Below are 13018 nucleotides of genomic sequence, written 5' to 3' on the forward strand. Positions count from 1 at the left end.
AACGCTGAAAACGCAGACGCCGGGCACAGGGCCCGGCGTCTGGAAATGAGGGTCGCCACGGCGACCGCTCAGCGTGATTTTCGCCCGTCAGGGCTTGGGGAGAGCCCCCGGTAATCCCCGTAGGGGAAGATGTTGCGCAGGCGCTGGGCCACGGGCTCGGGGATGGAGCGGGAGAAGACCAGCCTCACCCCGTTGCCGTCCCGCAGGCCCAGGATGCGTCCGCGCACCGGCTCATGGTGCAGGATCTGGGTCGCCTGGGTCACAAAGCGCGGCGGCACCGAGCCCCGCTTCACCACCACCTTGCCCGGCGCGAGCCGGACCTCGAAAAGGGCGCCGCGCCCCAGCGTCATCAACCACCCGATCAGGGCTATCGCCACCAACAGAGACAACCAGGCCATTGCGTCTTCCTCCCGTCAACCCGATATTCGCCAGTATAACCGGGGGCGCCTCACCATGACCCGGCCGCCATCACGCTTTCACTCACTGCCGGGCCTTATCGGCGCCCCTTGCCCCAGGCCACCAGGGTATCCCGATAGAGGGCGAGCAAGGCCTGATCCCGCACCGCGACCCCGACCTGCTGGGCCGGGCAGTCGGCCCACTCGTCATGGGGATGGCGGGTGTCGTCAAATTTTTGCAGGGTATGGCCGATGGCGGGCCCCTCGGTGATGACCCGCACCGGCCCCTTGCGCAGGGTGAACAGCGCAGGATCGATCACATAGGCGATGGCGGAGGGATCGTGCACATGGCACCCCGCCATGCCGATGCGCTCGGAATAGAAGCGCAGGTAGAAGCGGCTGACATCCCACAGGAAGCGGCCCGGCTCCCCCGCATCGTCCCGCAGGGCATCCAGATAGTCGGCGGTGAAGATGCTCTGCTGGGTGACGTCGAGCCCGATGATCACCAGGGGCCAGGGGGCGGTGAAGACCCGGTCCGCCGCATCGGGATCGTCGTGGATATTGGCCTCGGCATAGGGGGTCACGTTGCCGCGATGGCCGTTGACGCCAAAGGCACCGCCCATCACGACCACTTCTTTCACCAGGGCGGCTACTTCGGGGGCCGCCTCGAGCGCCAGCGCCAGGTTGGTGAGGGGACCGATGGTCACCAGGGTGATCTCGCCGGGATGGGCCTTCACCGTCTCGACGATGTATTGCCAGGCCGGGCGGGGATCCGGGATGAGGGTCACCTCCCCCGCCTGGACGTCGCCAAAGCCGCTCGGGCCGTGCACCACCGTCGTCGGCCCCACGGGCTCGCGCAGCAGCGGCGCGGCGGCGCCCCGGGCCACGTCCGCCTTCATGCCATATTTTTGCTTGAGCCAGAGGGCGTTGCGGGTGCCATTTTCGATGGTGGCATTGCCAAACACCGTGGTGATGGCGAGCAATTCGATGGCAGGGTGCGCCTCGGCAAACAGAATGGCCATGGCATCGTCGATGCCGGGATCGGTATCCAGAATGATCTTGTGGGTCTTGACATCCTCCCCCACCTTAGCGCTTCGCGTCACAGGAGGGGGATTCCCATTACTGGGTGATAGCTGCTCGCACAGTACCGGGTTCCTGCTTCATCGGGCGGCCTGATTGCACCACGCCTCCACAGGCTAAAACGGCGTGTCCCGCCGCTAAAATATTGCGAGCGCCGTTCACATCGGCGTTCGCCTCATAACCACACGCAGCGCATTTAAACTGGCTTTGCGTCTGGCGGTTATCCTTCGCAGTATGCCCACAACAGGCGCACTGCTGGCTGGTGTAGGCCGGGTTTATCGCCAACACCTGACCGCCTCGCCATGCCTGCTTATATTCGAGCTGGCGGCGCAGCTCAAACCAGCCCTGATCTAATATCGAACGATTCAGCCCTGATTTTGCCCGGACGTTGCGCCCCGGCTGGCTGGTCGTGCCCGCTGCTGATTTTGACATGCTGGCAACCTTCAAATCCTCAATGACGATCATCGCGTGGTTTTTGCTGATAGTCGTTGTGACCTTGTGAAGGTAATCGCGGCGGGTATTGGCGATATGTGAATGCAGCCGCTGGATCTTGGCTTTTTGTTTCTTCCAGTTGCTGCTGAACTTTACCTTTTTGCTCAACTGGCGTTGGAGCCTTGCCAGCTTGGTCTGATTGGTTTTGAAGCTGTTGACGGGCTCAAACACCGTGCCATCTGACAGGGTTGCGAGCTTGGCGATCCCCGCATCCAGCCCGACCATTGAGCCGGAGGGGTGAATTGGCTCGGACGTCTCCTGCTCGACCTGAAAGGAGATATACCAGTGCCCGGCTGCTTGGCTGACGGTCGCGTTTTTAATTTTCCCTTCAACTGGCTGGGACTGACGGAACTTGACCCACGCCAGCCCGGCAGGCAGCTTCACGCGACCCTTTTCAAGGCGGCAATACTTGTCGAAGTTGACGAACCGGATAGCGTCGCGGTTGTCGCTTTTTTTCTTGAATACGGGTGCCTTGGCGGCGAGTTTCTTATCAAAGCAGCGCATCCACGCGCCATGCAAATCCTTGAGCTTCTGCTGGAGGTTGTCGGTATATGCCTCGGCCAGAAAGGCCATTTCTGGGTCTTTCTTCCAACTGGTGAGCATCCTGTTCAGCTCAAAGGCAGAAGGCAGTTTTTCGCCAGCATCCAGAATGCGTTTGGTTTCTGCCAGCCCGTGATTCCAGACATAACGAGCACAACCGCCCAACTGGCGCAGGCGTTGCGCTTGTTGGGCTGTCGGTTCGAGTCGGAACTTGTAGGCTTTCAGAATTTGCATTTAGCGCTCAGTGTGTAGCATTATCGCCATATCTATTAAGCCCGATTGAGTGACAGAATGCAATTCACTAAAATTAATAAATCACGCCATGCGGCCTACGTTTTGCACGTACATTTGGTGTTTATTACCAAGTATCGAAAGCCGATACTGGGGGATCTGCATCACGCTTCATTCGGTCAGTGTGCGGCAGAGGTTTGCAGAGATTTTGGTGCGGCACTGAAAGAGTGTGACGGAGAGGCTGATCATGTTCACATGCTGATAGAGTACGCGCCAACGGTGCAGCTATCGGTACTGGTGAACTCGTTAAAGGCGGTCACATCAAGGCGACTGCGTAATGAATTTCTGGACTTGAGAGGTGCTTACAGCAAACCCGTACTCTGGTCACGCTCTTACTTTGCGGGCTCTTGCGGCGGAGCACCGTTGGAGGTGATCAAGCAATACATTCAAAACCAGCGGGGCTGACGCCCCGGCGAAATTCCCCTCCCACCTACGTCGGAGGGAGTCCCCTTTCGCATTTAAGATGGGTCCTCCGTGAAACGAGCTGCCAGTGTAGCGGGCCGCCGCCGCTTTGACAGCACCGGGATCACAACCTCGGGGTTTCCTTTGCATCAGGCATGATGGCGGGAGCGCTCGCCCTTGGGGTCAGGGCAGGGTCACTCGGAAGGGGCGACCACGGCCTCCTCTCCCCTGGCGGTGCGTTTCAGTTGCCCCATGAATTGCTTGAAATGGGGGAGAAACCCCTTGAACAGCTCCTCTTTGCGATGCTGCATCATGACTTCGCCAAACAGCTTCAACCCGACGATAAACGCCTGATGTTCCTGCTCCGACATGGCCAGCTTCCCCTTGCTGAGCGCCAGGATGGCAAAGATGTCGTCGTGATTCTGGCAGTCGAACTGCAACGGGGGCACCTCGCGGTCCAGCGCCTGGACCTGTACACGATAAGTGTGTGGCATCTTTCATCTCCTCTCGGGCTGGGCTTTTGCCCATATGGTTGATAAAATCAATTAAACCCTTTTAAGTTGACTTTATCAACCATGAGGTTGTCAAACCGCCTCTTCCGGATCCTCGATCAGTACAAAATCGCCATGACGCAGCATTTCCGGGCACAGCAGATCGCCCTTAGCCCCCTCCATTACAAGGTGCTGCAACTGATCCATGCGCTGGATCCCGCCACGCCGCAGCTAATCGCACAGCGGTCTGGCCGCGACAAGGCGCAGGTGACGCGCCTGCTGCAGGAGATGGAGAAACAGGGGCTCATCGAGAAGCGGCCCCATCCCACTGACAGACGCAGCATCTGTCTGGCCTTGACCCCGCTGGCCTGCGAGCGGGTCAACCAGGGGGAGCAGGAGGCCGCACGGCTCGACGAACGGCTGTGTTCCCTGCTGACGCCGGCGGAGATAGCGCAGTTGCAGCAACTGCTGGACAAGATAGAAAAAGGGCTTGAGTCGACCGATTAGGGTCAGCGTCAGGGGATCCGCTGCCTGATTTGTGGCCAACCAGCGCGGCCTGTGCTGGCGGCGCCTTGTGAGCCACTCCCGGAGATGGTATCACTGGCCCCACTCTCCCCTTCCCGCCGAGGCGCCATCGTGATCACCCTGATTAAAGAGTCCGACCAGTTGAAAATGCCCTGGAAGAACAGGCAGGGCACCACGGCCCAGATCCTGATCTCCCCCCCTGGTTCGACCCTGGACAAGCTCGACTTTGACTATCGGCTGAGCTCGGCCCCCATCAAGGAAGCGGGGAGTTTCTCCCGCTTTCCCGGCTACCAGCGCATCCTGCTGCCCGTCAGCGGTGCCGGTTTCGTGCTCAACGGCCACCCCTACGCCACCTTCGAGGCGGCCCACTTCAGCGGGGATAACGAGACCCGCTGCGAGCTGCTGAAAAAAGAGGTGACGGATCTCGGGCTCATCTACCACCCGGCGCGCATCAGCGCCAACGTGCGGGTGCTGAACCTGCCCTTCCCCCTCAGCCTCACCCTGGAGGCGGACAAGTGCTACCTCTGCCACCTGCTGGAGGGCCAGCTCACCGTGCAGGGACAGCAGGTCGCACCGGGCGAGACCCTGGTGGTGCAGGGGGAGGAGAACATCCGCTTCGAGTGCGGCAAGAAGACCACCCTCGCCTTCTTTACCCTGCAGCCCAAGCAAGCCGCCGTTTAACGCCGGGGGGCACGGCCCCCGCTGTCGAGGCAGGCCTGCATGGTGTCATAGGGGGTATAGTGCCTGGTGCGGCTGTAGTAGGTGCCGCCCTTGGGGTGACAGATGCCGCTCCGGCTCTTCTTCACCGGGGGCTCGGCGGCCAGCGCGATGGCACACAGCAGCATCAGGCAACAGCCAAGCATCCATTTCACTGCATTCATGCTCTCTTTTCCGAAGGGGCGTAGGCGGGCCACTGGCCCATTTGCGGCCTATTCTACGCCGCTCATCCCCTTGCCACCCCAGACCAGATCATGAAAGCACCGCGACGCAGCGCAAGCGAAGACAAAAAAGCCGGGACCTTCCCGGCTTTTGCTTGTACTGGCGGCGACACGGTCCTTGGCACTACCCCACCTTGAAGCTGCCCTTCATCAGGGCGAAGTGGCCCGGGAAGGAGCAGAAGAAGGTGAGATCCTTGCCCGCCAGGCCGTCGGTCTTGAAGGTAACGCTGGTGCTCTCGCCGCCCCCCACCAGCTTGGTGTGGGCCAGGATCCTGGGGTCATCCTTGGGCAGGTAGTCGTGATCGACCCCGGCGCTCATGCCGGCGGTGGCGATGGCCTGATAGTCGGCGGTGTTGGCCAGCACCCAGTTGTGGCCCATGTTGGCCACCGGCAGTTTGCCCGTGTGATTGAGGGTCACCGTCACCTCCTTGCAGGTGGCCGGCACGCTCATCGCCGTCTGGTTGAACTGCATGGCGTCATTGCCTTCGATCACCAGTGCGCACTCGTCGGCCAGGACCGGGGTGGCGAGGGAGCCAAGAAGCAGCAGGGTTAACACCTTTTTCATCACGTTCTCCTTTGATTGACGAAGGATGACAGCACAGGCATCTCGCCCCCGTGGGCGCGACCCGCAAAGATGCTGTCAGGATCGATCTTCATTATATTCAAATGTCACCGAAGGACGACCGCTTTTGGGCCAGCCTGAGGGCCCGGTCACTTCTTTTCTCCCGACCCCGGGCCCAAAGCGGGTTGCTCACATCCCCGTCCCGCTTAATTATTTGCGGCCTTCCCGCCCACGGCCACTCGCCAACACCGCAGCCGTTGGCTAAGCTGCTCCCCCGTCGATGACTCCCGCGAGAATGAGAGATGAAGTTCCCCTTTGCGCCTGCGCTGGCGCGCACCCTGCTGCTCTCCCTGATCCTGCTGCTTGGCGCCTGCCAGCCGGCCCCGACCCAGACCCGCATCCAGGGCAACACCATGGGCACCTATTATGCGGTGACCCTGAGCGACCCCTTCCCCGGCGGACAGGGAGCACTGCAACAGGAGGTGGAGGCGCTGCTGGCACGCCTGAACAAGGAGATCTCCACCTATGATCCGGGCTCCCTCATCTCCCGCTTCAATCAGGGAACGGGGCTGCCCCCCCAGGTCATCCCGGCCACCATGGCGAAGATTGTGCAACAGGGCATTGACGCCGGGCACCTCACCCGGGGGGTTCTCGATGTCACCGTGGGCCCCCTGGTCAATCTGTGGGGATTCGGGCCGGACAAGCGCCCGGTCAGGCGGCCCGGCGCAGAGCAGATCGCCAAGGCGCGGGAGCGGGTCGGCATCGACAAGCTCACCCTGACCCCCGAGGGGGATCACTTCCTGCTCGGCAAGGCCATCCCAGATCTCTATCTGGATCTCTCCACCCTGGGCGAGGGTGCGGCCTCCGACGAGATAGCCGGGCTGCTGGAGCAAAAAGGGGTCCACAACTACCTCATCGAGGTGGCGGGGGCGGTGCGCAGCAAGGGGCACAACGACAAGGGCAATCCCTGGCGGGTGGCCATCGTCGAGCCCTCGGACAGACCGGGCGCCATCGAGGATGTGGTGACCCCGAACGGCATGGCGGTGAGCACCGCTGGCAGCTATCGCAACTATTACGAGCTCGACGGCAAGCGCTACTCCCACATCATCGATCCCACCACCGGCGAGCCCGTGACCCACAAGCTGGTCTCCGCCACCGTCATCACCCCCACGGCCCTGGAGGCCGATGCCCTCGACACCGCCCTCATGGTGATGGGCCCCGAGCGGGCGATGGCCTTTGCCAGGGAGCACAAGCTGGCGGTCTATCTCATCGAGAAGACCGCCACGGGCTTTGCCGCCAGCCACACCCCCGAGTTTGCCCCCTATCTGGTGCGCAAGCAGCCCTGAATGACGAGGCCCCGCAGTGCGGGGCCTCGTTCACTGACCGCCTATTCGATGGGGATGCGGTGGGGCGCGGGGCTGGCCGCCTGCTTGGGCAGGCGCAGGGTGAGGATGCCGTTGTCAAAGCGGGCGCTCACCTGCTCTGGCGACACCTCCACCGGCAGCTCGACGCTGCGCGACACGCTGCCATAATAGCGCTCGCTGCGCAGGGCCCGTTCATCCTTGTTCTGGCTGTCAAACTGGCGGATCTCCGCCTTCAGGGTCACCAGCTTGCCGTGCACGTCCACGTGGATGTCCTCCTTCGCCACCCCGGGCAATTCCGCCTGCAGCAGGTAGTCATCCCCGCTCTCCCGCAGATCCAGCTTGATCTGGCTGGGCAACGGGTCCCCGTGCAGGGGGCGGATGTAGAAGCCGGAGGCCATGTCGTGGAACAGGTCATCAAACAGGCTGGTGCGACTCGGTAGCAAACTCATCTGATCCCTCCTTGTGAGCGGGCAAGGGAGCAGACGGGCACCCTGCCCTCTGTTGCCTCCCGCATGCTGACGCTCTTCAAGTCTAAAAACCGGGACAGCGCCTGCCAGTGCCAACTCGCCTTCCCTTGACCGGGATCAAAGGCAAGACACCCTTTTTTTCACCCAAGGTCTGCGGGAAAAACCGGGAGGCCTCCCCATGTGCAATTGCCTGCCTGCGGACTTTGGTGGCACACTTCTCCCACCAGCCCGTAGCGCCTTGATGCCAGACAGATGCAGACACCGGACTCCGTACCCGAGAAAAAACCCCAGCCCAAGCCCAAGCGCATCCTGCTGGTCAACGAACAGCGTTCCTTCCAGATGATGATGAAGGCGATGCTGATCAACATCGGCATCAACCGCATCACCTACACCAACTCCGCCGACGAGGCGCGCCGCCGCTGCCAGAAAGAGAGCTTCGACATCTATCTGCTCGACTATGAGCTGGGGGCGGGCGAGAACGGCCGCCAGTTGCTGGAAAGCCTGCGGGATCAGCAACTCATTCCGCCCCAAAGCGTGGTGATCATGGTCAGCAGCGACGGCTCCCGCGCCATGGTGCTGAGCGCGCTGGAAGCCGAGCCCGACGAATACCTGATGAAGCCCTTCTCCCAGGAGCAGTTCTCGTTTCGCCTCAAACGCGCCCTCGCCCGTCGCCAGGCACTGGAGAGCGTCTTCAGCGCCCTCACCCGGGACGATCTGCCCGCCCTGGTGGAGGCCTGTGCCAAACAGGCGGACGCGGTGCCACGCTTTGCCAACTTCTGCCGCTGCCTGCAGGCCGACACCCAGCTCAAGCTGGGCCAGGCCAAGGAGGCCCGCAGCCTGATGCGCCAGCTGCTGGCGGGGCAGGAGAACAGCTGGGCTCGCCTCACCCTGGGCAAGGCGTGCCATACCCTGGGTCTGCACGAGGAGGCGGTAAGCCACCTGCAAGCCACCCTGAAACACACCCCCCTGATGGTGGAGGCTTACCTCTGGCTCGCGGAGTCCCTGCTGGCGCTGGGCAATGACGAGCAGGCCCAGCAGGAGCTGCGCCGGGCGGTGGACATCTCTCTCCAATCGGTGCAGCTCTCCCGCCGTCTGGCGGAAGTGTGCCTGCAACGGCACGACTACGCCCAGGCCAAGGACGTGCTGCTCGCCCTCATCGATTTGTCGCGCAACTCGATCCACCGCACGCCGCATTATCTCGGGGCCTATATCCAGACCCTTACCCTCTATGCCCTCAACAGCAACGACGGCTACCACATCGCCAACCTGCAAAAGCAGGTGAACTCCGCCCTGTCGCGCATCCGCGACTCCCTGATGATGTCGGAGTTCAACTACCCGGTGTTCGAGCAGATCTGCCAGGCCCGGGTGCGCATCGCCCTGGGGGAGCTGCTAAAGGGCAAGAAGATGCTCTATCGCGCCAACCAGAACTGGCTGGACGAGCCCGCCACCATGCCTCCGGCCCTCCTTGGCGAGACCATACTCGCCCTCTATCAGCTCGGGGAGTTCGAGTACGCCGAGAGCCTGCAATCCCTGCTGGCGGAGGATGAGGATCGGCTGCTCACCACCTGCATCCAGGTGACCCGGGATGACAAGACGGTGCAGGAGCGGCGCCAGCGCTATCAGCAGCTCAACGATCTGGGCATCAAGGCCTATCAGGCCGGGGAGCTGGAGCAGGCCCTCGGCCACTTTCGCGAGGCCCTGCGCCGGGCGCCCGCCAATACCGGCGCCGCCCTCAACAAGATCCAGGTGCTGCTGCAACTCATGCAGAAGAACCGCAAGAGCCCGGAGTTTGGCACCGAGTGCAAGGAGACCCTGGAGGTGCTGGAGGGCATCCCCCTCAACCCCGCCCAGCAGGAACGTTTTCGCAAGCTGCGCCAGGAATATCATCAGCACAGCTGATATCCCCCCTCCTCCCCTCACCTATGCTGATACTGACTCAGGGAAGGGAGGGGCAACACCATGGCAATGTGCCGATACCTGGTGGCCGATGGCCGCCACTGCACCGAAGAGGCAGGGGATCATGATCTCTGCCGCTGGCACGACCCCGCTGCGGCCCACAACACCCCTGATACCGCCCAGGCGCTGGAGCGCTATGTGCGCCAGGGGGGCCTGTGCCACGGCCTGCAACTGGCCCGCGCCGAGCTGGCGGATCTCAACCTGGTGAACAGGCAGGGTCCGGAGGGATTCTTGCTGGAGCAGTGCAACCTCTATCGCGCCAACCTGCGGGGGGCCCATCTCTACGGCATTCGCATCAAGGGCGGCAGCCTGATGAAGGCCGATCTGAGCGAAGCGAACCTCCACTGCGCTACCCTCGACGACGTCAACCTGCTCGGCATCCGCTGGAAGAACACCCGCCTCGACAACCTGGAGACGGGCAAGCGGCTGATGCAGGACAGAAAGGGGCGCCGCGAGCGGGACCCGGCGCAGGCCCGCGTCTGGTTCAAGGAGGCGGAGGAAACCTACCGGGATCTGCGCAAGGCCTCGGAGGCCCAGGGCATCTTCACCATGTCCGGTCGCTACATCCAGCAGGAGCTCACCATGCGCCGCCTGCAGATGCCGTTCTGGTCCTACCGCCGCTTCGCCTCCTGGATAGTGGATCTCTTCTGCGGTTACGGCGAGGCCCCCATGCGGGTGGTGCTCTTCTCCCTGCTGCTCATCGTCATCTGCAGCATTTTTTACTTCTTCTGCGGCCTCAACTTCGCGGGCACCCACCTCATCTATCGCCCGGACGCTCCTCTGGAGCAGAACGCCATCTTCCTGATGGAGTGCCTCTACTACAGCGTGGTGACCTTCACCACGCTGGGGTATGGGGACTTCACCCCGGTGGGGTTGTCGCGGATCTTCGCCGCCTTCGAAGCCTTTACCGGCAGCTTCACGCTGGCACTGTTCGTGGTGGTGTTTGTCAAGAAGATGACCCGCTAGAAACCTGTCCACGATCTTGCTGGGAAGCCGCTTCCAAGGCTCATGTGCTGCTCGCTTATGTGTCGCCAGGCGCTTCCATGTATACATATGCACTCAGGCTCCTCTGCTGCGCGTCACCTTGCTGACAGACTCTCGCGACAGATCGTGAACAGATTACCGAGCCGCTGCGCCAGTCACAGCCCCCGAACTTGCATCCATCGCGGATTCCTAGTCCAATAAGCGACGAACAAAAACGACATGAGCACCCCGAACATGAAGATCATCTCTTTCAATATCAATGGCCTGCGCGCCCGTCTTCATCAGTTGCAAGCCCTTATCGACAAGCACCAGCCGGACGTGATCGGCCTGCAGGAGATCAAGGTGCACGACGAAGCCTTCCCGGTCGCGGATGTGGAGGCCATGGGCTACCACGTGGTCTTCCACGGCCAGAAGGGGCATTACGGGGTCGCCATCATGAGCAAGCAGGCTCCCATCGAGGTGCAAAAGGGTTTCCCCACCGATCCGGAAGATGCCCAGCGCCGCATGATCATGGCCAGCTTCAAGCGGGAAGACGGCTCCGTCATCAAGGTGATGAACGGCTACTTCCCCCAGGGGGAGAGCCAGGATCACGAGACCAAGTTCCCGGCCAAGCAGAAGTTCTATGAAGACCTGCAGCACTACCTCGAGACCCACCACACCCCGGACGACCAGATAGCGCTGATCGGGGATATGAACATCTCCCCCACGGATCTCGACATCGGCATCGGCGAGGCGAACCGCAAGCGCTGGCTGCGGGATGGCAAGTGCTCCTTCCTGCCCATCGAGCGTGAATGGATGGAGCGCCTGAAAGGCTTCGGGTTGACCGACACCTTCCGCGCCGCCAACCCCACCGAGTGCGAGCGCTTCTCCTGGTTCGACTACCGCTCCAGGGGCTTTGACGAGAACCGGGGCCTGCGCATCGACCTCATCATGGCCTCCGACGCCCTCAAGGACAAAGTGACCGAGACCGGCATCGACTACGAGCTGCGCGGCATCGACAAGCCCTCGGATCACGCCCCCATCTGGACCTGCTTCGCCTGATCCCCACGCTAGGCTAGCCCTCGCCAAAAGACCCTGCCCCCGCCCATGCGGGCAATGCTGTTCACTTAAGCGGAGCCGCATTGCGATTTACCGGAAAACGGGTCTTTGATATCTTCACCGCCCTGGGTCTCGATGGCCTGGGGCGTTTTTCTATGAACATGACGCCTATGCAGCCCCGCAACTCCGCCAACCTCCGTGGCGTATGGGCTGGCGATAACGCGCCCGCCATCACTGCCATCTGGTTCGCGATGAAATGACAGGCAAACTTAAAGCTCACCTCATTGGGCGCTCGCTGATGGGCTACGGCGGCCTGGCTGGCCTCCCGCCTGACCAGATTGTATCCAAGCAGCAATCCCCACAGCTCCTGATAGACCAAGTCCACTTTCTTGCTTCTCAGCGTGATGGCGTTGTGCTGCATCGCGCTTTTGATATCCCGGTATCCCAGCTCGATTTCCCAGCGCTCGTGGTACAGGGTCGCCACCTGAGCTGCGCTGAATCGCGCCACGGGCAGGGAGGTAAAGACCGTTTTCTCCTTGCCTGCCACCTCATAGGTCACTGCGCGAACTTGCCAGTGTGTCGGCAACGCCGGGTTTTTCTTGCTAGCCTGAGGCGAGACCGTCATTTGCAACAGACGGTCACCGTCGCCATAGCGCTCAAGTTCCGTGTATACCAGCCCCTTGCGTTCCGGGATGAGCCAGTGACGGTCGGTGTCTTCGGCCTGAATACGCAGCAACAGGTCGGCACCGAAGAAGCCTTTATCCAGCAGGGTCACTGACTTGTCCGGCAATGAGTGAATGAACTCGCTGGCCAGGGGGATTTCCCCTTTGCGGTACGGGCTGATGGCCGCGTTGGCAATGACATGCGAGCGGACATTCATGAGCGTGACCAACCGCAGCATCGGGTAGGGTGTCTGCCGGTTGGTTGAGGTGTTACCCGAGCCGAAATGTGCTCTGAGTTCAGGCATATCCTGGGTTCGGAACAGGGCCCCATCGATGGCAAAGACCTGTAAACCGTGCCAATGGTCTTCAGGATAACGTTCCCGCCCCCACACATCGGCGCACTGTTTGAACAGCCACTCGAGCGGCTGTTTGCCGAGTCGCTGACGGGCCTGAGACAGGGCACTGTCCGCGAGCAAGGCATCATTGGCCAACCCTTCTGCACAGATGTTGAGGCGCCGAGCGACCTCGGAGATGGGCTCATTGCGGAAAAAGGCCATCCCCACGACGAGCCACAAGACCATATCAGAAGGTAAGCGGCGTCGGCGGATAGTGGCCTTTTCAGACAAGGCGGCAGCGGCAGTAATCCATTCGTCGGGAATATGGTCGGCAAAAATGGCCAACCGAGCCAGCATGTCGCCAGATGCCTCAACAACATCGTTCAGATCGTTTGCAATAGACATAAAAAATCCGGAACCAGTGATTGGTTCCGGATTGTCCTACAGCAGAAGGATCGGTCAATGGATCCTTAACTGATCAGCATTGCCGCATGGC

At 61.6% G+C, this 13018-nt stretch carries 15 protein-coding genes; 7 read left to right on the top strand and 8 right to left on the bottom strand.

The genetic code is table 11. From position 1 onward, the window contains the following. Window positions 1–68: 68 nt before the first annotated feature. The 3 genes from C2U47_RS02360 to C2U47_RS02370 form a co-directional block, all read right to left on the bottom strand. A complete protein-coding gene (locus tag C2U47_RS02360) occupies window positions 69–398 on the bottom strand; it encodes a DUF3634 family protein (RefSeq protein ID WP_039039207.1) in 330 nt (109 codons plus the stop codon). A gap of 95 nt (window positions 399–493) precedes the next feature. Continuing rightward, complete coding sequence (locus tag C2U47_RS02365) at window positions 494–1498, bottom strand: nucleoside hydrolase (protein ID WP_370736853.1); 1005 nt, start codon at window positions 1496–1498, stop codon at window positions 494–496. 16 nt (window positions 1499–1514) lie between these two features. Then, window positions 1515–2741 (bottom strand): RNA-guided endonuclease InsQ/TnpB family protein, encoded by a 1227-nt coding sequence (locus tag C2U47_RS02370; protein WP_103261423.1) that lies wholly within the window; start codon window positions 2739–2741, stop codon window positions 1515–1517. Between the two features lie 57 nt (window positions 2742–2798). Here C2U47_RS02370 and tnpA point away from each other — a divergent pair, with 57 nt between their 5' ends. Then, the gene (tnpA, locus tag C2U47_RS02375) at window positions 2799–3203 is read left to right on the top strand and encodes an IS200/IS605-like element ISAs26 family transposase (protein WP_103261424.1); all 405 of its coding nucleotides are present in this window, start codon (window positions 2799–2801) and stop codon (window positions 3201–3203) included. A 191-nt stretch (window positions 3204–3394) separates the two neighbouring features. On the opposite strand, the gene C2U47_RS02380 is transcribed toward tnpA, so the two are convergent. Continuing rightward, window positions 3395–3694 (bottom strand): DUF3861 domain-containing protein, encoded by a 300-nt coding sequence (locus tag C2U47_RS02380; protein ID WP_042014216.1) that lies wholly within the window; start codon window positions 3692–3694, stop codon window positions 3395–3397. 81 nt (window positions 3695–3775) lie between these two features. Between C2U47_RS02380 and C2U47_RS02385 the strand changes: the two genes are divergently transcribed. Both C2U47_RS02385 and C2U47_RS02390 read left to right on the top strand, forming a co-directional pair. After that, window positions 3776–4198: a MarR family winged helix-turn-helix transcriptional regulator gene (locus C2U47_RS02385; RefSeq protein ID WP_052815264.1), complete on the top strand. Its 423-nt coding sequence runs from the start codon at window positions 3776–3778 to the stop codon at window positions 4196–4198. Between the two features lie 129 nt (window positions 4199–4327). Next, the gene (locus C2U47_RS02390) at window positions 4328–4897 is read left to right on the top strand and encodes a HutD family protein (protein ID WP_052815265.1); all 570 of its coding nucleotides are present in this window, start codon (window positions 4328–4330) and stop codon (window positions 4895–4897) included. Here C2U47_RS02390 and C2U47_RS02395 read toward each other — a convergent pair. Together C2U47_RS02395 and azu are read right to left on the bottom strand one after the other, a co-directional pair. Further along, a complete protein-coding gene (locus C2U47_RS02395) occupies window positions 4894–5097 on the bottom strand; it encodes a hypothetical protein (RefSeq protein ID WP_039039209.1) in 204 nt (67 codons plus the stop codon). The genes C2U47_RS02390 and C2U47_RS02395 overlap by 4 nt on opposite strands. Window positions 5098–5278: 181 nt before the next feature. After that, on the bottom strand, window positions 5279–5719 hold the full coding sequence (azu, locus tag C2U47_RS02400; RefSeq protein ID WP_043155526.1) for an azurin: 441 nt from the start codon (window positions 5717–5719) through the stop codon (window positions 5279–5281). A 299-nt stretch (window positions 5720–6018) separates the two neighbouring features. On the opposite strand from azu, the gene C2U47_RS02405 reads away from it, so the two are divergent. Next, the gene (locus C2U47_RS02405) at window positions 6019–7062 is read left to right on the top strand and encodes an FAD:protein FMN transferase (protein ID WP_052816446.1); all 1044 of its coding nucleotides are present in this window, start codon (window positions 6019–6021) and stop codon (window positions 7060–7062) included. Window positions 7063–7103: 41 nt separating this feature from the next. On the opposite strand, the gene C2U47_RS02410 is transcribed toward C2U47_RS02405, so the two are convergent. Next, on the bottom strand, window positions 7104–7529 hold the full coding sequence (locus C2U47_RS02410) for an Hsp20/alpha crystallin family protein (protein ID WP_039039212.1): 426 nt from the start codon (window positions 7527–7529) through the stop codon (window positions 7104–7106). 270 nt (window positions 7530–7799) lie between these two features. On the opposite strand from C2U47_RS02410, the gene C2U47_RS02415 reads away from it, so the two are divergent. The 3 genes from C2U47_RS02415 (at window position 7800) to xthA (ending at window position 11528) form a co-directional block, all read left to right on the top strand. Beyond that, on the top strand, window positions 7800–9446 hold the full coding sequence (locus C2U47_RS02415) for a response regulator (protein ID WP_103261425.1): 1647 nt from the start codon (window positions 7800–7802) through the stop codon (window positions 9444–9446). A gap of 60 nt (window positions 9447–9506) precedes the next feature. Beyond that, the gene (locus C2U47_RS02420; protein ID WP_069785315.1) at window positions 9507–10469 is read left to right on the top strand and encodes an ion channel; all 963 of its coding nucleotides are present in this window, start codon (window positions 9507–9509) and stop codon (window positions 10467–10469) included. Window positions 10470–10721: 252 nt separating this feature from the next. Next, window positions 10722–11528 (top strand): exodeoxyribonuclease III, encoded by an 807-nt coding sequence (gene xthA, locus C2U47_RS02425; RefSeq protein WP_010673667.1) that lies wholly within the window; start codon window positions 10722–10724, stop codon window positions 11526–11528. 61 nt (window positions 11529–11589) lie between these two features. Here the strand turns inward: xthA and C2U47_RS02430 are convergent, their stop codons facing one another. After that, complete coding sequence (locus C2U47_RS02430; RefSeq protein WP_103261426.1) at window positions 11590–12927, bottom strand: IS4-like element ISAeme15 family transposase; 1338 nt, start codon at window positions 12925–12927, stop codon at window positions 11590–11592. Window positions 12928–13018: the final 91 nt, after the last annotated feature.

This window comes from Aeromonas sp. ASNIH7 (genome assembly GCF_002903485.1).
Lineage (GTDB): Bacteria > Pseudomonadota > Gammaproteobacteria > Enterobacterales > Aeromonadaceae > Aeromonas > Aeromonas caviae.